Genomic DNA, 19,674 nt, shown 5'->3' with positions numbered 1-19,674 from the left:
TAGTGAGCCGCACCGCCCTCCCGGCCTTCGGGTGAGCGGGCTCACGGCGCCCTAAAAAAGGGGGTGGCGCGACGGTGCGCCCGAGTGTTATCAATGGATGGTCTTGTTCCCGGCGATCGGAGTCACGCGTTGATTTCTTGAGGTAGCGCTCCCGGACGGTCCGCATTCTGCGCACCGTGTTTTCCGTCGCACCTCCAGGGGATCCGCATGACCTCTCTTTCCTTTTCCGATCTCACCTTCCACTGGCCGGACGGCACCGTCGTGTTCGACGGCCTCGACGCCGTCGTCGGCCCCGGCCAGATCGGCCTCGTCGGCAGCAACGGCGCGGGCAAGTCCACCTTGATGCGGTTGATCACCGGTGCGTTGCGCCCGCTGCGCGGGTCGATCACGGCGCCGGGACGGATCGGCTATCTGCGCCAGGACCTGGGCATGCAGGCCGGGCAGCGGGTCGAGACGGTGCTCGGCATCGCCGAGGTGCGCGCCGCGCTGCACCGCATCGAAGGCGGCGTCGGCGAGCCCGAGGACTTCGACACCGTCGGCGTGCAGTGGCAGATCGAGGACGAGGCGATCGCCCTGCTCGGCAAGCTCGGCCTCGACTACGTCGCCGGTTCCGTCGCCGACCTGGACCGCACGCTCGACACCCTCTCCGGTGGCGAAACCGTGCTGCTCGGGCTCGTCGCGGAACTCCTGCGCGAACCCGATGTGCTGCTGCTCGACGAGCCGACCAACAATCTGGACGCGGTCGCGCGCGCCCGGCTCTACGAGGTGATCCGGCAGTTCGCCGGCACCGTCGTCGTGGTCAGCCACGACCGGGAACTACTGGATCGGATGGCCGGCATCGCCGAGCTGCGGGGCGGCGAGATCCGTTCGTTCGGCGGCAATTTCAGCGACTACGAACGGATCATCGACCAGGAGCAGGAGGCGGCGCGGGCGGCCGTGCGTGATGCGCGCAGCGATGTGCGCAAGCAGGCGCGCGAACTGGTCGACGCGCGGATCAAACTGGATCGCAGGCAGCGGTTCGCGCAGAAGATGCAGGACAACAAGCGGGTGCCGAAGATCGTGGCTGGACTGCGCAAGAACGCCGCCGAGGTGTCGGCGGGCAAACTGCGCACCTCGCACATCGAGAAGCTGGACACCGCGCGCGAAACCCTCGACCACGCCGCGGAATTGGTGCGCGCGGATCGCGAGATCAGGATCGAGTTGCCCGGCACCCGGCTGTATCCGGGCCAGGATGTCGTCACGCTCGAGCAGGCGCGGCTGTCCAACGGTCCGGTGGTGGATCTGCGGGTGAGCGGACCGGAGCGGATCGCGCTCACCGGCCGCAACGGTGCGGGCAAGACGACGTTGCTGCGCCGGATCGTGGCGGAGCAGCCGAAGGTGGCGTGGCGGCTGCTGCCGCAGCGGCTCGACGTATTCGACGAGCAGCGCAGCGTGTTCGAGAACGTGGCGGCGGCCGCACCACATGCCACTGCCGAGCAGATCCGGGGTCAGTTGGCGCGCTTCCTGTTTCGTGGTGGCGATGCGGATATCGCGGCCTCGGCGCTGTCCGGCGGAGAGCGGTTGCGGGCGGCACTGGCGACGTTGTTGCTGGCCGAACCCGCGCCGAAGCTGCTGATGCTCGACGAGCCGACCAACAACCTCGACCTGCCCAGTCTGGCGCATCTGACTCAGGCGCTGGCGAGCTTCGAGGGCGCGTTGATCGTGGTCAGCCACGATGCGCGGTTCCTCGACGACATCGGGGTGACGCGCACCCTCGAGCTCACTCCCGACGGGCTGGTCGAGTAGGACCCTGGAATCCGGCGGCCCGGCGCACGATCGCCGGGTAGCGGAGCATGGTGGGGCCCAGCCACAGCGCGACCGCGGTGATCGCGAGCCACGGCCGCAGGTGCGGGCGCAGGCGCTGGATCCGGCCGTCGGGGGCGAGGTCGAGCACCATCGCCTCGGTCATCCGGAACGGGCCGAGTCTGGCCTCGCCCAACAGGATTCGGGTGTCGTCCGAGCCGATGGTGTCGGTCCACCGCAGGTCGTTGATCGCGCGGTAGACGAGGGTCAGCAGTGGGGCGAGGTCGGCGCGGCCGCGGAACACGAGCCGTCCCGAGACCGGTGAGAAGAGCTCGGCGTCCTCGGTGAGTGTGTCCAGCAGTGCGGGGATGTCGTTGTCGGCGGTGGCGCGCCGGAATCGGGCGACGGTATCGGTGTCCTGCTCGCCTGCGAGTATGTCGGTCATATTCGCGTCCCTTCCCTTCGGACGGATTTCCGGACGAACCGACCGTATCCAGCTGTCTTGCAAAAAGCAATGGACTAGGATGGGCGACATGGCCAAAGTGGAACTCGCCGATATCGCGTGCTCGATCGCTCGCACGGTAGGCATCGTGGGGGAGCGCTGGACCCCGCTGATCCTGCGCGACCTGTTCCTGGGCATCACCCGTTTCGAGGACCTGCGCCGCGACCTCGGCATCGCCTCCAACGTCCTGACCGACCGGCTCCGCACCCTCCGCGAGCACGAGATCGTGGAAACCCGCGTGTATCAGGACAACCCGGTCCGCACCGAGTACATCCTCACCGCCCGCGGCCGCGACCTCTACCCGATCCTGACCATGCTCCTGGCTTGGGGCGACCGCTGGCTGTCCACCCCCGACGGCCCACCCCTGACCGTCGTCCACCGCACCTGCGACCACCCCACCGACGGCGTAGTCGTCTGCCGCCAGTGCGGCGACCCCATCACCGCCGACAACGTCACCTGGCACCCAGGCCCCGGCGGCCACCCCGGCCCCGGCGCAGCCCTCGTCGGCAACTACCTCACCCCCCTCCCGGATGGGCGGTAGCTACCTCCCGCGGTGGTCAGTCCAGAAGATCGGCAGCGCGGTTGACTTCGAGCGCCTTACGAAGCCAACGCTGCAGTTGATCGAGGTCATCGCAGCCGAGGATTCGTTCGCGGACCTCGGTGGGAACGGTGATACCGCGAGCGTCGAGCACCGTCAGCACGGACTTGGCCTCACCGCGAGCTTCCCCGCGGGCCTCGCCTTCCGCGAAGTACTTGCGGGCGAACTCGCTGCGGTATTCGTAACCTTGGAGCCCGGCGGCCATCAGTGCCTCCCACTCGGATCGCGCTGCGGCGGGCAGCGTCGACAGGATGAAGTCGTCGACAGGATGAAGTCATAGTACAGCGCGGCACGGTCGCCACCCAGGCTGCCGAGAGCCGCGAGCAGCGCCTTCCAGATCTCACGATGTTCGGGATGCTGCGCATGTGCCAGGGCGGACAGCACGGCCAGTTCGGGTAGATCCGCCGCCGCTTCGAGGTTGGTGACGACCGGAACGCCTGCCGGGTCCAGGACCAGCGGGCACAGTCCGACAGACGGGTTCCCGTAGCCGAGGTCGATGGGCTTCGCGGCCCATCGCGCGGTCCGGGCATCGGGGCACACGACCAGCAGTAGCGTCGGGCGGTGCAGGCGGGCTCGGAGCGAGGTGACATAGACCGGCCAGGACCAGCGCTTGTCCGGGTCCGGTCGCAGCTGTACCTCCACGACCACCGCCAGGATTCGCTCGCCGCCGCGATGAAAGGCAACTACGGCGTCGGCGTGGTACGCGGTCGGCGCCAGCACCGTGGCATCGCCCGGCACGGTGGTGATCGACTCGTATTCGGGTAGGGGGCAGCCCAATTCGGTGAGCAGCGGGGCGACGAGGGCCGGTTGCTGTTGGAAGAGATCGATCACCACTTCGTGCGAAGCCGATGGCATGTGCCAGAAGGTAGCCGACGGGACCGGCAATCGGCGAATCCGCTGGGGCTCTTGACGTTCGTTGTTTTAGTTGAATAGACTAAAACAACGAACGCGAGAGGGAGTGGTTCTGATGGGATATGGGCATTGGGATGACAGTGCTTATCGGGCGGGGAAGACGTTTCGGGCTCGGCAGGGGGTGGATGACTTCGGGTATACGGCGGAGATGCGGGAGCGGCCGTATGAGACGTGGTGTGCGCATCCGTTGCTGGATCCGTTCGGGGTGGGGGTGCGGGAGTGCCGGGATTCGGCCGAGCATGGGAACTCGTTGCCGGTGGCGGTGTTGTTCGACGTGACCGGGTCGATGGGGCGGGTGCCGCGGATCATGCAGGACAAGCTCGGGAAGTTGCACGGGCTGTTGAAGAGCAAGGGGTACGCGCAGGATCCGCAGGTGCTGTTCGGGGCGATCGGGGATGCCGATACCGATCGGGTGCCGTTGCAGGTGGGGCAGTTCGAGTCCGACAACCGGATGGACGAGCAGTTGCGGTCGATCCTGCTCGAAGGCGGCGGTGGCGGGCAGAAATCCGAAAGCTATGAGCTGGCTGCCTATTTCATGGCCGAGCACGTGGCGACCGATGCGTGGGACAAGCGCGGGAAGCGGGGGTATCTGTTCGTGATCGGTGACGAGCTGAACAAGCCGCGGCTGGCCGCCCGGCATATCCGGTCGGTCATCGGTGATCATGTGCGGCGCGATGTGTCGGTCGAGTCGATCTACCGCGAGCTCGCGCAGCGGTGGCACATCTACTACATCCTGCCGAATCAGTCGTCGTACTACCGGGATCCGGAGATCGCCGAGCACTGGCGCGGACTGCTCGGGCAGAACTTCCTGAAGCTCGACGATCCCGGCGCGGTGTGCGAGTTGATCGCGCTGACGATCGGGCTGGGGGAGGACCGGGTCGACGTCGACACCGGGCTGGCCGATCTGCGCGATGTCGGGTCGGTGGCCGAGGCCGACGCTGTCGGCAGGGCGCTGGGTGCGAAGGCCGCGCGCGATGTGCGGGCGCTGCCGCCCGGCCAGTGAGACACCAGAAGGGAAGGGGCGCTGCGATGTTCGGTGCCGGGCACATCGTCGTCGTCGACCTGGGATTCGGCGACGCGGGCAAGGGCGCGACTGTCGACTGGCTGTGCGCACCGGAGGCCGGCCTCGACGTGGCGGCGGTCGTGCGGTTCAACGGCGGTGCGCAGGCCGCGCACAATGTCGTCGCCGACGGCCGCCACCACACCTTCGCGCAATTCGGCGCGGGGACCTTCCATGGTGTGCCGACCCTGCTCTCGCGGCACATGCTGGTGGAACCGATCGCGCTCGCCGCCGAATCCGAGCAGCTGGCCGCGCTCGGCGTGCGCGATCCGCTGGGACTGCTCGCCGTCGACGGCCGCGCCCTGCTCACCACGCCGATCCACATCGCGGCGAACCGTGCCCGCGAGGACGCGAGGGGTTCCTCGCGGCACGGTTCCTGCGGTCGTGGCATCGGCGAAACGGCCTGGTATGCACTGGAACACGACGCGCCGACCGTCGCCGACTGCCGGACGCCCGTCGTCCTGCGCGCCAAGCTGGATCGGCTGGCCGCGCACTACGACGAGCTGATCGGGCCGAGCGCGCACGGCTACGAATCGATCGACGCCTTGATCGCGATGTACGGCGACTTCGCCAAGGCGGTGCGCATCACCGACGACGGTGAACTCGCGCGCGCCGCCGCGCGCGGCAGGCTGGTGTTCGAGGGTGCACAGGGCGTTCTCCTCGACGAATGGCGTGGATTCCACCCGCACACCACCTGGTCGACCGTCGAACCGCGCCATGCTCGCGCCATGGTCTCCGACATCGGCGGCACCGCAACGGTTCTGGGTGTCACCCGCACCTACATGACCCGGCACGGCGCGGGCCCGCTTCCGACCGAAGCGCCGCTCGGAAACCCGGAGCCGCACAACGGCACCGGCCCGTATCAGGGCGCGTTCCGGCAGGGCCACCTGGACCCGATCCTGTTGCGGTACGCGATCGAGGTCTGCGGTGGGATCGACGGGTTGGTCGTCAACCACCTCGACGTGCCCGGAACTCTGTGCGCCGCAGCGGCATACGAGACCGAGGCGGGCGTCGTCACCGACCTGATCCCGGGCCGATGGCGTGATCTCGAGCACCAGCAGCGGCTGACCGACCAGTTGTCCGAGGCGACCCCGATCGTCGAGCCGGTCCACGGTGACCCGGCGGACTGGCTCGCCGACCGCCTGCGCGTGCCGGTCGTGCTGACCGGCCACGGCCCGGATCGGCGTGACCGCGTCGTGCGTGATGAATCGGCGTTCGGTTCTGCTTCGACGCCTGCGCCGGTGGGCGCGGACGGCGGTATCGCGACTGCCGAACAGTCCGCATGAGTGAACGTGCGGTAGCGGGCCGCGAGGTGCGCGGGCAGGGGGCCCGCGCTGCGCACCGCGGGCACCGCAGCTTCGCATCCGGGGCGTGCTTGCGGCAGGATGGGATGACGTGGAGCAATCCGTTGTGTCGATCGATGTCGTGACGTTGCGGTGCTGGGATGCCGACAGCGGGGTGCGCATCGGGATCGCCGCGCGCGAGTTCGCACCGTTCACCGGTGAGCTCGCGTTGCCCGGTGTGCTGCTGGGGCGGGGTGAACGCCTGGCCGAGGCCGCCCGGCGGGCGGTGCACACCAAACTCGGCGTGCCGAGGGAGGCGATCGGCGCGGTCGGTCAGCTGGTCACCTTCGATGAGCCGCACCGTGATCCGCGCGGGCCGACGCTGTCGATCGCCATGTGGGCTGTCGTCGCCGAGCACGAAGGGCCCGCCGAGTGGGTCGGGTTCGACGAGGTCCCCCCGTTGGCGTTCGACCACAACCGCATCGTCGACACCAGCCGCGGGTTGCTCGCCGGGATGCTGTGGAAAGACCAGGCCCTCACCCGCGCACTCGCGGGCGAAGAGTTTCCCGCGACCCGCGCGGTCGACCTCAGCACCTCGTTGCACGGCACCCGCCCCGACCCGGCAAACCTCAACCGGACCCTCGCCGCGATCCCGGGTCTGGACCGCACCGGCGAACGGCGACGAGTGAAGGCCACCGGGCGTCCTGCCGTCGTGTGGGCGTTCAGCGACAACGAGGCATAGCCGCCGGCCGACGGTCGGCGGGCCGTTGTGTGGGCCTTCGGCGCGAGCGAGGCATAGCCCGACCGCCACCCGTGTTCGATGGCACTCGGCCGTGGTGAGTCGTCGCGCGGGCTAGGCCCGATCGGCGGGGAGGTCGTAGAGCGCGTAGGTGCGGCGCAGCACGGGGTACGAAACATTGCGCACGGGAACACCTCCCGTGGTCTGGCCGCACTCGCTCCCCGCGTGGGCGTGACCGTGCACCGCGAGCGTGGCGCGGCCCGCGTCGATCGCCTCGCCGATGGCGTGACAGCCCAGCCCGGGATAGATGGACGTGGGTTCGCCGGCGAGGGTGTCGACGATGGGGGAGAAGTGGGTGAGGGCGATCCGGGTTTCGCAGTCCAGGGTGTCGAGTGCCCGGCGGAGGCGCTGGGCGTCGATCGGGCCGCGGCGCATCCTGGCCCGATGCTCCGCCGACCCCGAGTCGGGATCGCCAGGGTGATCGGGGAATCCACCGGAACCGCCCATCACCCCGGCGATCCCGACCCGGTGCCCGCGCACCGTGAGCATCATCGAATCACCGTCCAGGACAATGACACCGGTTTCGGTGAGCCGCTGGGTGATCCATTCGCCGCGGTGCTCGTCGTGGTCGTGATTGCCCAGGACGGCGATCACCGGAACCGGTAGATCGGCGAGTTCGGCGCAGAGCAGCTCGGTGTCGGCTCGGGTACCGCCTTCGGTGAGATCGCCGGCCAGGAGCAACAGGTCGGCGTGGCGACCGAGTCGACGAAAGCCGGGCCGGAACTTGCCCGCGACGGCGGGTCGCATGTGCAGGTCGGCGGTGGCGGCGAGACGGATCGGCGCGATGTTCCCCACCTGCCAAGGCAGCCACAGCGGGGCGCGGCTGTCAATGCGATTCCGGCTCCACCAAGGGGGCGGGACAGCCCACCCTGAGGGTTCGGCGGGTGGCCCCTGAGGTCTCTTCCGGTGTGCGGCCGAGGAGCGCAGAGTAGTAGCTACGCCACCGACCTCCGAAGGAACCCACACTATGCACTCCAGCTACGTGCACCACGTCAGGCAGCAGTTTTCCCGGTATGCGGACACCCGTTCGTACATCTACCTGCGGGAATCCGGGCGGGACCTGGTGGAGGAGGTCGTCACCTACCGCGAGCTCGACCGCGATGGCAGGGCGTTTGCCCAGTGGTTGTCCGAGCGGCCCGAGTCGGCGCAGCCGGTGGTGTTGCTCTACCTCGACGGGATGGAGTTCCTGCGGGCCTTCCTCGGCTGCCTGTACGCCGGTGTCATCGCTGTCCCGGCGCCGTTGCCGCACGAGGAGCGGGCCGCGCAGCGGGTGGGCGGCATCATCGCCGACGCCGGGGCGCAGCTCGTGCTCACCACCTCCGACTTCGCCACGCTGGTCGCCGCCACCACCGACGCGACCGTCGTCGCGACCGATCAGCCGCTCGGCGACGCCGACGCCTGGCAGCTGCCCGACCTCGACCTGGGCACGATCGCCTTCCTGCAATACACCTCGGGATCGACGGGCACGCCCAAGGGCGTCGTCGTCACGCACCGCAATCTGCTGCACAACGAGGCGGCGATCGCCGCGGGCGGGCTGACCGCGGACTCGACCGGCGTCAGCTGGATCCCGCAATTCCACGACATGGGCCTGATCGGCATGCTGCTCGGTGCCGCCTACGCCGGCGCGAACCTGGTGTTCATGGCGCCGACGACGTTCATCAAGCACCCGGTGCGCTGGCTGCAGACCATCGACCGGTATCGGGCGACGTTCACCGGCGCCCCGAACTTCGCCTACGACCTGATCCTGCGCCGGGTCACCGACGAGCAGCTCGCCGAGCTCGACCTGAGCACCCTCGAGACCGCGCTGAGCGGCGCCGAGCCGGTGCGGGCCCGGACCCTCGACGCGGTCCTGGAAAGGTTCGCCCCTGCCGGGCTGCGCCCCACGGTGTTCCTGCCCGCCTACGGGCTGGCCGAGGTGACGCTGCTGGCCAGCGCCGCGACGATGGGCGCGCCGCTGGTGCGCTACGACCGGCCGGGCGATGCTCCGCTGGTCAGCTGCGGGCGCGCCGCCCGCGGCCTCGAGATCCGCATCGTCGACCCCGCGACCCGCGAGGAACTGCCCGACGGTGCCACCGGCGAGATCTGGGTGCGTGGGGACAGCGTCGCCGCCGGTTACTGGAACCGACCGGCCGAGACCCGCGAGGTCTTCGACGCCCACCTCGGCACGGAGGGCCCGTTCCTGCGGACCGGGGACCTCGGCCTGCTCCACGACGGCGAACTGTTCGTCGCGGGCCGCCTCAAGGACCTGCTGATCGTCAACGGCCGCAACGTCCATCCGACCGACGTCGAGGAACTCGTGCAGAACCTGCATCCCGGGCTGGCGGGCAACGCGGGTGCGGTGGTCTCGGTCGACGTGCTCGACCGGGAACGGCTCGTGGTGATGCAGGGCGTGAAACCGGACCTGCTCGGTGAGACCACGCTCGCCGAGCTGACCTCCGCGATCAAGATCGCCGTGGCCCGCGGATTCGATGTGCCCGCACCGAACGTCGTGCTCGTCGCCGCTCGATCCGCGCGCTCGGTGCACCGCACCACCAGCGGCAAAGTCCAGCGCGGCTCGATGCGCGAGGCGTTCCTCGCCGATCGCCTCGAACGGGTGCTGCACGAGGATCTCGAACCGGCGCTGAGCCGGGCACTGACCGTCTGATCGTCCCGTACCCAGCCAGGAGCCGACATGTTCCGCACTACCGCCCACACACCGACGACGATCCAGGACTGGCTCGTCGAGCGCGTCGCCGACTACCTCGACCGTGCCCCCCACCAGGTGGATCCGGCGACCCCGCTGGCCGAACTCGGGATGGACTCCGTCTCGGCGGTCTCGCTGTGCGGGGAGATCGAGGACCGCTGGTCCCGCGAGATCGACCCGACGCTGGTCTTCGACTATCCGACCGTCGCCGCCATCGCGACCTATCTCGCCGACGAGTTCGTTCCAGCGGCATGAGCGACATCGCGATCGTCGGTCTCGACTGCCGCTTCCCCAGGGCTGCCGATCCCGCCGCGCTGTGGCAGCTGCTGATCGAGGGCCGCGACGCGATCTCGGCGGTGCCTGCGAATCGCTGGCACGCCGAGGACTTCCACGACCCGGCGGGCAGCCCCGGCACCATCAATACCCACAGCGGCGGGTTCATCGACGACGCCGACGCCTTCGACCACGAGTTCTTCGGGATCACCCCGCACGAGGCCGAGGCGATGGACCCGCAACAGCGGCTGCTCCTGCAGGCGACCTGGCGCGCCTTCGAGGACGCGACCCTCGACCCCAGGGCCCAATCCGGTTCGCGCACCGGGGTGTACATCGGGGTGATGGCCAACGAGTGGGCCAACCTGCAGATGTCGGACTACGCCGCGATCACCCCGCAGCACGGCTCCGGTAACGGCTACTTCATGACCGCCAACCGGCTGTCCTACCAGCTCGACCTGAAGGGCCCGAGCCTGGCGGTCGACACGGCCTGCTCGTCGTCGCTGGTCGCGGTCCATCTCGCCTGCGCCGCACTGGCTTCCGGTGAATGTGATCAGGCCGTGGCCGGTGGCGTGAATCTGGTGCTCACCCCGGCGGTCGGGGTGTTCTACACCCAGGCGGGGCTGTCGGCGCCCGACGCGCGTTGTAAACCGTTCAGCGGCAACGCGGATGGGATCGTCCGGGGCGAAGGCGTGGCGGTGCTGGTGCTGCGTCGCCTGGCCGATGCGCAGGCGGCGGGCCTGCCGATCTACGCGGTGATCAAGGGCAGCGCGGTGAATTCGGACGGCCGCAGCAACGGCATCACCGCACCGAACCGGTGGGCGCAGCAGCAGGTGATCGGCGAGGCCTACCGCCGGGCCGGAGTCGAGGCGGGGGAGGTCGATTTCCTCGAGGCGCACGGCACCGGGACGGTGCTCGGCGACATGATCGAGGTCAAGGCGCTGGGTGGGCTGCACGGGCGCGAGCGCGCGAAGTTCTGCGGAATCGGTTCCATCAAAGGCAATCTGGGCCACACCGAGGGCGCGGCGGGTGTCGCCGGGATCATCAAGGTCGCGCTGAGCCTGCACCACGGCGTGGCAGCGCCGACCCGATTCGCCGACCAGGAGAATCCGCGGTTACAGCTGGAACGCAACGGGCTGCGCCTGCTCGCCGAACCGATGCCGCTCGACGGGCCGTCGCTGGCTGGAGTCAGCAGCTTCGGTATCGGCGGCACCAACGCGCACCTGGTGCTGGGTGGCGCGCCGGTGGCGGAGGATGCTCCGGCGGGTGGCGGCGGGGTGCTCACCGTGTCGGCTGACAATGCGAAAGGGCTGGAGCGCAACGTAGTTCGCCTGGCGCACATGCTGAACTCGGTGCCCGAGGATCGGTTCGCGCAGGTCTGCTGGACGAGCAATCGGGTGAAGTCGTCGGGTAGGCATCGGCTCGCGGTCGTCGCCGCCGATCCCGCGGAGGCGATCACGCGACTGCGCAACGGTGCGGAATCCGGTGTGGCGGGCCCGGTTCGGGTCGGCTGGATGTTCACGGGCCAGGGTTCGCAGTTCGCCGGAATGGCGCGGCCGCTGGATGCCGAGAGCGGGTCGTTCCACCGGGCGCTGCGGACTGTCGATGCGGCCATGACGGCGCACCTCGGCTCCTCGATCCGCGAGCTGCTGCTCGACGACACCGCCGCCGTCATCGATCGCACCGAACTGGCGCAGCCGGCGATCTTCGCCATGGAATACGCACTGGCACAGGCACTTGCCGACTCGGGGGTACGTCCGGCGTGGGTGATCGGGCACAGCATCGGGGAATTCACGGCGGCGGCCGTGGCCGGAGTCGTCGATCTCGAAGACGCCTGCCGTCTGGTCGTCGCCCGTGGCCGGTTGATGCAGCAATTGCCCGACGGCGGTGGGATGCTTGCGGTCCGTGCGACGCGCGCACAGCTCGCAGACCTGCTCGACGGCGAGCGCGACGTGGCCGTGGCGGCCGTGAACGGGCCCACCGATCTCGTGCTCTCCGGCGCCGCGACGGCGCTCGACCGGCTCCGGACGGTCCTGTCCGAGCGGCAGGTGGTCGCCAAGCCGCTCACCGTGTCGCACGCTTTCCACAGTCCGCTGATGGCGCCGATGCTGGAGAAGTTCGCGGTCGTCGCCCGGGAATGCACCTACCGGGCACCGGCTCTGCCGATCTACTCGACCGTGCGCGGGCGGCTGCTCGATCCGGCCGAGACGATGGACGCCGAGTACTGGGTCGAACATGTCGGTGCCACTGTGCTTTTCGGTGACGCACTGGCGGCGGCGGTCGAGGCCGATCCCACCCATGTCGTCGAGATCGGGCCGCGCCGGATGCTGACCCCGCTCGTCGGGCGGCTGCGCCCCGATCTGCTGCCGCGCTGCCTGACGCCGAGCCCGGGGCCCGGCGCGACCGGCCGCGAACTCGCGGAGACCGTCGCCGCGCTGCACCGCGACGGCCTCGACCCCGACTGGGACCACCTGTACGCCCCTGAACAGCGCGTCCGCCGTCGGCTGCCGGTCTACGACTTCTCGACCGAGCACCGCTTCTGGCTCGAACCGGCCACTCTCACCACACCTGCCACCCCGGCGGAGGACACCACCATGGACCAGATGATCGCGCTCTTCCGCGAACAGAACGCGCTGCTGGCGAGCATGGCGCCGGGCGCGACAGCGACCCGACCGCCCGGCGCCACCGGCTCCCTCGCGCCGGGGACAGCCACGACCCTCGCCTCGCCGCAGGCGGGTCCCGCGGTCGACCCCGCCGCGATCGCCGGCATCGTGCGCGCGGAGTGCGGCCGGGTCAGCGGGTACTCCGTCGACCGGCTTCGCGATACCGAAACCCTCACCGGCGAGCTCGGATTCGACTCGATGATGCTCTCGGACCTGTTCGGCGGCCTGATGCGCAAGCTGCCGGGACTGCAGGTCGACCCGTCCTGGCCGAGCGCAGCGACCACCCTCGGCGACGTCGTCGACTACGTCACCGGCCAGGTCGCCGGTACACCCGCTCCGGCCCCGGTCGTTCCCGGTCCCGCGCCGGCTCCCGAACCGGCGCCCGTGGCCGTCACGCCCGAGTACCGGATCGCCGACTTCCCCGAGGTGAAGGCGATCGAGGACCGGCTCGCCGGCGCGGTGACGCTGGGACTGGAGAACCCCTACTTCCTGGTCAACGACGGCGTCACCCGCGACACCTCGCTGATCGACGGCGTCCCGGTGGTGAATTTCTCCAGCTACAACTACCTGGGACTGTCCGGCCACCCGGCGGTCGTCGCGGCCGTGCAGGACTCCGTCGCCCGCTACGGCAGCTCCTGCTCGGCCAGCCGGGTGCTCTCCGGCGAGAAACCGGTCCACCGGGAGCTGGAGGCCGAACTGGCCGCGCTGCTGGGCACCGAGGACGCGATCGCGCTGGTCGGCGGCCACTCCACGAATGTCACCATCATCGGGCACCTCGTCGGTCCCGACGACCTGGTGATCCACGACAGCCTCGCCCACGACAGCATCCTGCAGGGCTGCGTGCTGTCGGGCGCCACGCGAAGGCCGTTCCCGCACAACGACCATGCCGCGCTCGACCGGCTGCTCGGCGAACTGCGCCCCCGCTACCGCCGGGTCCTGATTCTCATCGAGGGCGTCTACAGCCAGGACGGCGACATCCCCGACCTGCCCGCGATCATCGAGATCAAGAAGAAGCACCAGGCGCTGCTGATGATCGACGAGGCGCACAGCGTCGGCGTGCTCGGCGCGCACGGCGGCGGCATCGGCGAGTACTTCGACGTCGACCGCCGGGATGTCGAACTGTGGTCGGGCACCATGTCGAAGGCGCTGGCCGGATGCGGGGGATACGTGGCGGGCAGCGCGGAGCTGATCCGCTTCCTGAAGTACACGACACCCGGGTTCGTCTACAGCGTCGGCATGACGCCGATGAACGCCGCCGCCTCGGCGGAAGCGATCCGGCAGCTGCGGTCCGACGGCACAGCGCTGGAGCGGCTGCGGCACAACGCGCGCCTGTTCCTCGACCTGGCCCGCGCCGCCGGGATCGACACCGGCGACAGCCACGACACCCCGATCATCCCGTGCATCGTGGGCGATTCGCTCAAGACGCTGCGACTGTCGAACACGCTGCTGCGCCGTGGGATCAACGTCAATCCGATCATCTATCCCGCGGTGCCGGAAGACCTCGCGCGGCTGCGCTTCTTCGTCACCGCCTGCCACACCGAAGAACAGATCCGCGACACCGTCGCGATCCTCGCCGAAGAGCTCGCGACCACGAGCTAGCCTGCCGCCGTTGGCTTGTCGTTCAGCGGGGCAACCGGTGTGCGCGACACCGGTGAAACGTCGATGAACACCGTCGTGGCGGCCTCGCGGGGCCGTCCGCGCTCCCGCATCGTGAGGACATGCGCGAGCTGTCGGCCCCCGCGAAGGTCCTCGTGGCACTGGCCACCGCCCTGGTGACCATCCCGCTGCTGTGCTCGGCCGCCGGCTCCGACACCACCTTCGACGATCCGGGTGTCGCGATCGATCCGGCGGCCGCGTTCGGTGTTCCGCGCACCGGTGGCCCGGAGGCGAAGGTCGTCGTCATCGGGATCGACGGGCTGCTCTTCGACAAGGCCGACCGTACGCAGGCCCCGCGACTGCGGCACCTCGCCGCGCAAGGTCTGCTCTCGCTCGGCAGCATCACCGGGCATATCACCATCTCCGGGCCGTCATGGGCGAGTGTGCTGACCGGGGTGTGGGACACCGAACACGGCATCACCGGCAACGAGTTCGACGCGAGCCCGTTCCTGGCCCACCCCAGCGTCTTCACCCGGATCGAACGCGCCGACCCCACCCGGCACACCGTGTCGATCGGCACCTGGCACCAGATCGCGACCATCGCCGCGAGCGGTGACCGGCGCGCCGACGTCGCCCTCACCACCGCGCCCGACCCCCGCGACAGCGACGAGGCGCTCACCGACGCCACCACCGCGACCGAAGTGGTGGCCGCGATCGAGCGGACCGGGCCCGATCTGGTGTTCACCCACCTCGATCAGGTCGATCTGGCCGGCCATCAGCACGGTGGGGCATCGCGCGCCTATCTCGCCGCCATCCGCCGCGTCGACGTGCTGGTCGGGCAGATCGTCGCCGCCGTGGACCGCCGCGCCGCCGAGCATCCACGCGAACAGTGGACCGTGCTGGTCACCACCGATCACGGCCACCTGCCGACCGGCGGGCACGGTGGCCAGACACCCGCCGAGACGGCCAATTTCGTCATCGCCCGCGGCGCCGACTTCACCGCAGGCGCCACGACCAGCGCCTACACCCTGGTCGATATCACCCCGACCGTGCTCGACCTGCTCGGCGCCCCACCCGGCTGCCTCGACGGTCGCAGCCTGCGCACGCGGCAGGCACCGATCGACGAACGCTGATCGAACCGCAGGTCGGAGGCCGATTTCGGGCCGAGTCGGGACCGTCGCACGCCCGTGACCGCCGGGAATGGAACGCCTGGTCGGTGTGGGGACTAAAGTTGGTGGTCCGGGCGGTTGCAGCACTCGGCCGAAGGGTCCGAATGCAGCGTGAGAGGCGGTGGCATGACTCGACAACTCGGCGAGGCGAAGGTTGGGCAGGAGTCCACCGGCGCCCCGCGGACCGACGGTGCCCCGGCGACCCCCGAACCCGCCAAACAGTCCCCGACCGCGTCGGTGCCCAGCTCGGCATCGCGGCGCGTGCGGGCCAGGCTCGCGCGCCGGATGACCGGTCAGCGCGGCATCGCGGCGGTCAAGCCGGTCCTGGAACCGCTGGCCACCGTCCACCGGGAGTTGTACCCGAAGGCCAATCTGGCGCTGCTGCAGCGCGCCTTCGACGTCGCCGACGAACGGCACGCCAAGCAGTTCCGCAAGTCGGGCGACCCGTATATCACCCACCCGCTGGCGGTCGCCAACATCCTCGCCGAGCTCGGCATGGACACCACCACGCTGGTCGCCGCCCTGCTGCACGACACCGTCGAGGACACCGGCTACTCGCTCGAGCAGCTCAAAGAGGAGTTCGGGCAGGAAGTCGCCCACCTCGTCGACGGCGTCACCAAGCTCGACAAGGTCAACCTCGGCGCGGCCGCCGAAGCCGAGACCATCCGCAAGATGATCATCGCCATGGCGCGGGACCCGCGCGTGCTGGTGATCAAGGTCGCCGACCGGCTGCACAACATGCGCACCATGCGCTTCCTGCCGCCGGAGAAGCAGGCCAAGAAGGCCAAAGAAACTCTCGAGGTGATCGCGCCGCTGGCGCATCGCCTCGGTATGGCCACGGTCAAATGGGAGCTCGAGGACCTCGCCTTCGCGATCCTGCACCCCAAGAAGTACGACGAGATCGTGCGCCTGGTCGCCGACCGCGCGCCCTCGCGCGACACCTACCTGGCCAAGGTGCGCGCCGAGATCGTCAACACCCTCGCCGCCTCGCGCATCAACGCGATCGTCGAAGGCAGGCCCAAGCACTACTGGTCGATCTACCAGAAGATGATCGTCAAGGGTAAGGACTTCGACGACATCCACGATCTGGTCGGCATGCGCATCCTGTGCGACGAGGTCCGCGACTGCTACGCCGCCGTCGGCGTCGTGCACTCGCTGTGGCAGCCGATGGCCGGCCGGTTCAAGGACTACATCGCGCAACCGCGCTACGGCGTCTACCAGTCGCTGCACACCACCGTCGTCGGCCCCGACGGCAAGCCGCTGGAGGTGCAGATTCGCACCCAGGACATGCACCGCACCGCCGAGTTCGGCATCGCCGCGCACTGGCGCTACAAGGAGACCAAGGGCAAGCACTCCGGTGATGCCGCCGAGGTCGACGACATGGCCTGGATGCGCCAGCTGCTCGACTGGCAGCGGGAAGCGGCCGACCCGGCCGAGTTCCTCGAATCGCTGCGCTTCGACCTGAAATCGCCGGAGATCTTCGTGTTCACGCCCAAGGGCGACGTGATCACGCTGCCGCAGAAGTCGACCCCGGTCGACTTCGCCTACGCCGTGCACACCGAGGTCGGGCACAAGTGCATCGGCGCCAGGGTCAACGGCAGGCTCGTCGCGCTGGAACGGCAGCTCGAGAACGGCGAAGTCGTCGAGGTGTTCACCTCCAAGGCGCAGAACGCCGGACCCAGCCGCGACTGGCAGAACTTCGTCGTCTCGCCACGCGCGAAGGCCAAAATTCGCCAGTGGTTTGCCAAGGAACGGCGCGAGGAAGCGCTCGAAAGCGGCAAAGAGCAGATCTCCAAGGAGGTCCGCCGGGTCGGGCTGCCGCTGCAGCGGTTGATGAGCGTCGACGCCATGACCGCGGTCGCGCACGAGCTGCACTACTCCGACATCTCCGCGCTCTACACCGCCGTCGGCGAGCACCAGGTGTCCGCGCACCATGTGGTGCAGCGGCTCATGGCCCAGCTCGGTGGCATCGGTGACGTGGAGAACGAGCTCGCCGAACGGTCGACCCCGTCGACGACCCCGAGCAGGCAGCGGGTCACCGGCGACGCCGGCGTGCTCATTCCCGGCGCCTCGGGCACGGTGGCGAAGCTGGCCAAATGCTGCACGCCGGTGCCGGGCGACGAGATCATGGGCTTCGTGACCCGCGGTGGCGCGGTGAGCGTGCACCGCACCGACTGCACCAATGCCGGATCGTTGCAGTCACAGGCCGAACGGATCATCGACGTCGAGTGGGCGCCGTCGCCGTCGTCGGTGTTCCTGGTCGCCATCCAGATCGAGGCCCTGGATCGCACCCGGTTGCTGTCGGATGTCACCAAGGTGCTGGCCGACGAGAAGGTCAACATCCTGTCCGCGTCGGTGGCCACCCACGGCGACCGGGTGGCGATCAGCAAGTTCACCTTCGAGATGGGCGATCCGAAGCATCTGGGCCACCTGCTCAACGTCGTGCGCAATGTCGAAGGCGTGTACGACGTCTACCGGGTGACCTCCGCCGCCTGACCCCGAAATTCCGGCCCGGGCACCCTCGTTCGCAAGGGTGCCCGGGCCTTTTTCCGCGCCTGCCCGATCGCCAGAAGATTGCTGAGACAACGGGGTTTGCCGGGGGCAGTGAAAGGGCCACTTTGGGCAGCGGTTGGGGGTCCCGGAATCTGTTACGGTTTACTGCGTTTCAACGCTCCACTGGTCAGCCGAAACGGACTGTGATGCGGATCGATATGGCTCGGTGCACGACACGACTCACGGCGACGATGATCGCGTTCGCCGTCGCTTCGGTGACGGCATCGACAGGCGTCGCCGCCGCCGACGAGGGTGCGCCCGCCGCTCCTTCCACGCAGGTGTCGATCTCGGCGTGTCCGGCACTGTACGCCTTGGGGATTCAGGGCACAGGCGAATCGTCACCAGACGCGGCGCCGAGTACCGACACCGGCATGCTGTCCACGGTGTTCCGGCCGCTGCTGGCCAAAGCCGCGGAGCCGGGACTCGTCGACCGGGCCTACGTGCCCTACGAGGCAGGATTCGGTGGCGCGGTGCCGGGTGGGGCGGTGCCCTACACGGAATCGGTCGACGGTGGACTCGAACGACTGCGGTCGATGACCACCCAGGTGCTCCAGCGCTGCCCGAACTCGCGGGTCGCGGTGGTCGGGTATTCCCAAGGCGCCCACGTGGCCTCGCTGTTCGCCCAGGAAGTGGGGTCGGGGCGGGGCTCGGTGCCCGCGGACAAGATCGCCGCGGTCGCCCTGTTCGCCGACCCGACCCGTAGTGCGAACGCGCCGCTGTTCCCCGGCGCGCCCGACCGGACGACGCCGACGGCGGCGCCGGGAACCTCCGGCGACACGCTCGACGACGTCGCCGCGGTCCGGCAGGCCGTCGCGCCCGGTGGCGGCCTCGGCACCCAGACCGACCAGGCCGCCGACTTCGGCAAGCTCACCGGGCGCGTCGCAAGTTTCTGCGCGACGGGTGATCTCGCGTGCGACGCGCCGCAGGGCGCGCCGATCCTGCGCGCGGTGACCAACCTGGTCAGCCAGGTGAAACTCTCCGGCGGCGACCCGATCGGATCGCTGGTCTCGATCGCGCAGGCACTGGCGTTCACGTCCATCAAGACCGCGTCGACCGTGGTCAACGAAGACATCTCCGGCAGCACGCTCGCGGATCTGTCGCTCTCGCCGAAGAAGTCGATCTCCCAGCGCCTGGCCGACGCCTCCGACCCGCGCAGCCAACTCGACGTGAACGCCGCCTTCCAGGCGCTGCTGAAGGTCGGCATGATCGGCCTCAACGCGGTCACCACGGTCGTGAAGACGGTGCTGAACCCGGCGAGCATCACCGAATTGGCCACGGCGACACTGTCGAATCCGCTGGCCGGGCTGACTCTGCTCGGCACCAAACTCGTGGGGGCTGTACCGCAGCTGGTGCCGCCGACCACCGGAGTCAGGCTCGTCAACGAGGCGTACACGGCCGTGCAGCAGAACATCACCGACAACTCCGAACTCCTCGACGTCACCACCTGGGTGCGCTACTGGGACTCGGTGCAGCGCCACGATGCCTACTCGCGCATGAGCGTCGGCGCCGACGGCGCGACCCCGACTCACTACGTCGCCGAGTGGTTCGCCGCCGTCGCCCGCGATGCGGCGGGCGCCTCGGGGCAGGGTGCGGTGCCGGTCGGCGGGTCGGACCAGCGCAGTGCCGGAATCTTCACCAGCCCGACCGGCGAGTCTACGACACCCACACCCTCCGGTGGGGGACAATTTCCGTTCGGGACAGGAGCCGATGGCGCCTCATCCGGCGGCGCGACGACTCCGCCTGCCGCGTTACCCGGAACCACCGCTCCCACCACCCGCCCGTTCTCTGTGAACTGATCACCGAG

General features: G+C 69.4%; 15 protein-coding genes. 11 read left to right on the top strand and 4 right to left on the bottom strand.

What is annotated here, in order from left to right:
* Positions 1-207: 207 nt before the first annotated feature.
* The gene (locus tag IEY60_RS03775; protein ID WP_189023791.1) at positions 208-1,785 is read left to right on the top strand and encodes an ABC-F family ATP-binding cassette domain-containing protein; all 1,578 of its coding nucleotides are present in this window, start codon (positions 208-210) and stop codon (positions 1,783-1,785) included.
* On the opposite strand, the gene IEY60_RS03770 is transcribed toward IEY60_RS03775, so the two are convergent.
* The gene (locus IEY60_RS03770; protein WP_189023789.1) at positions 1,760-2,227 is read right to left on the bottom strand and encodes a nuclear transport factor 2 family protein; all 468 of its coding nucleotides are present in this window, start codon (positions 2,225-2,227) and stop codon (positions 1,760-1,762) included. The genes IEY60_RS03775 and IEY60_RS03770 overlap by 26 nt on opposite strands.
* Positions 2,228-2,315: 88 nt before the next feature.
* Between IEY60_RS03770 and IEY60_RS03765 the strand changes: the two genes are divergently transcribed.
* The gene (locus IEY60_RS03765) at positions 2,316-2,825 is read left to right on the top strand and encodes a winged helix-turn-helix transcriptional regulator (RefSeq protein WP_189023787.1); all 510 of its coding nucleotides are present in this window, start codon (positions 2,316-2,318) and stop codon (positions 2,823-2,825) included.
* Between the two features lie 16 nt (positions 2,826-2,841).
* On the opposite strand, the gene IEY60_RS35490 is transcribed toward IEY60_RS03765, so the two are convergent.
* Together IEY60_RS35490 and IEY60_RS35485 are read right to left on the bottom strand one after the other, a co-directional pair.
* A complete protein-coding gene (locus IEY60_RS35490; protein WP_229739520.1) occupies positions 2,842-3,087 on the bottom strand; it encodes a hypothetical protein in 246 nt (81 codons plus the stop codon).
* Positions 3,087-3,737, bottom strand: coding sequence for a hypothetical protein (locus tag IEY60_RS35485; protein ID WP_229739519.1), 651 nt, complete (start codon positions 3,735-3,737; stop codon positions 3,087-3,089). Before IEY60_RS35485 ends, IEY60_RS35490 begins: the two co-directional genes overlap by 1 nt.
* A gap of 112 nt (positions 3,738-3,849) precedes the next feature.
* On the opposite strand from IEY60_RS35485, the gene IEY60_RS03755 reads away from it, so the two are divergent.
* The 3 genes from IEY60_RS03755 to IEY60_RS03745 all read left to right on the top strand — a co-directional run bounded on the left by IEY60_RS03755 (position 3,850) and on the right by IEY60_RS03745 (position 6,879).
* Positions 3,850-4,797, top strand: a complete 948-nt coding sequence (locus IEY60_RS03755; protein WP_189023785.1) for a hypothetical protein — start codon at positions 3,850-3,852, stop codon at positions 4,795-4,797.
* Between the two features lie 26 nt (positions 4,798-4,823).
* Positions 4,824-6,140: an adenylosuccinate synthetase gene (locus IEY60_RS03750; protein ID WP_189023783.1), complete on the top strand. Its 1,317-nt coding sequence runs from the start codon at positions 4,824-4,826 to the stop codon at positions 6,138-6,140.
* Positions 6,141-6,249: 109 nt separating this feature from the next.
* Positions 6,250-6,879 (top strand): NUDIX hydrolase, encoded by a 630-nt coding sequence (locus tag IEY60_RS03745; protein ID WP_189023781.1) that lies wholly within the window; start codon positions 6,250-6,252, stop codon positions 6,877-6,879.
* Between the two features lie 111 nt (positions 6,880-6,990).
* On the opposite strand, the gene IEY60_RS03740 is transcribed toward IEY60_RS03745, so the two are convergent.
* Positions 6,991-7,731 carry a metallophosphoesterase family protein gene (locus IEY60_RS03740; RefSeq protein ID WP_189023779.1) on the bottom strand — a complete coding sequence of 247 codons (741 nt, stop codon included), beginning with the start codon at positions 7,729-7,731 and terminating at the stop codon, positions 6,991-6,993.
* A 172-nt stretch (positions 7,732-7,903) separates the two neighbouring features.
* On the opposite strand from IEY60_RS03740, the gene IEY60_RS03735 reads away from it, so the two are divergent.
* The 6 genes from IEY60_RS03735 to IEY60_RS03710 all read left to right on the top strand — a co-directional run bounded on the left by IEY60_RS03735 (position 7,904) and on the right by IEY60_RS03710 (position 19,666).
* Positions 7,904-9,580, top strand: coding sequence for a fatty acyl-AMP ligase (locus IEY60_RS03735; protein WP_189023777.1), 1,677 nt, complete (start codon positions 7,904-7,906; stop codon positions 9,578-9,580).
* Between the two features lie 27 nt (positions 9,581-9,607).
* Positions 9,608-9,874 carry an acyl carrier protein gene (locus IEY60_RS03730; RefSeq protein ID WP_189023775.1) on the top strand — a complete coding sequence of 89 codons (267 nt, stop codon included), beginning with the start codon at positions 9,608-9,610 and terminating at the stop codon, positions 9,872-9,874.
* Positions 9,871-14,151 (top strand): type I polyketide synthase, encoded by a 4,281-nt coding sequence (locus tag IEY60_RS03725; protein ID WP_189023772.1) that lies wholly within the window; start codon positions 9,871-9,873, stop codon positions 14,149-14,151. The genes IEY60_RS03730 and IEY60_RS03725 overlap by 4 nt, the downstream gene beginning before the upstream one ends.
* Before the next feature lie 119 nt (positions 14,152-14,270).
* Complete coding sequence (locus IEY60_RS03720; RefSeq protein ID WP_189023771.1) at positions 14,271-15,281, top strand: alkaline phosphatase family protein; 1,011 nt, start codon at positions 14,271-14,273, stop codon at positions 15,279-15,281.
* Positions 15,282-15,443: 162 nt separating this feature from the next.
* Positions 15,444-17,813: a RelA/SpoT family protein gene (locus IEY60_RS03715; protein WP_189023761.1), complete on the top strand. Its 2,370-nt coding sequence runs from the start codon at positions 15,444-15,446 to the stop codon at positions 17,811-17,813.
* A 272-nt stretch (positions 17,814-18,085) separates the two neighbouring features.
* Positions 18,086-19,666 carry a cutinase family protein gene (locus IEY60_RS03710; protein ID WP_229739518.1) on the top strand — a complete coding sequence of 527 codons (1,581 nt, stop codon included), beginning with the start codon at positions 18,086-18,088 and terminating at the stop codon, positions 19,664-19,666.
* Positions 19,667-19,674: the final 8 nt, after the last annotated feature.

It is taken from the genome of Nocardia rhizosphaerihabitans (assembly GCF_014646295.1).
In the GTDB taxonomy this organism is placed as follows: domain Bacteria; phylum Actinomycetota; class Actinomycetes; order Mycobacteriales; family Mycobacteriaceae; genus Nocardia; species Nocardia rhizosphaerihabitans.
Note: the sequence above shows the minus strand (reverse complement) of the source record. Positions and strands in the feature narration are given on the sequence as shown.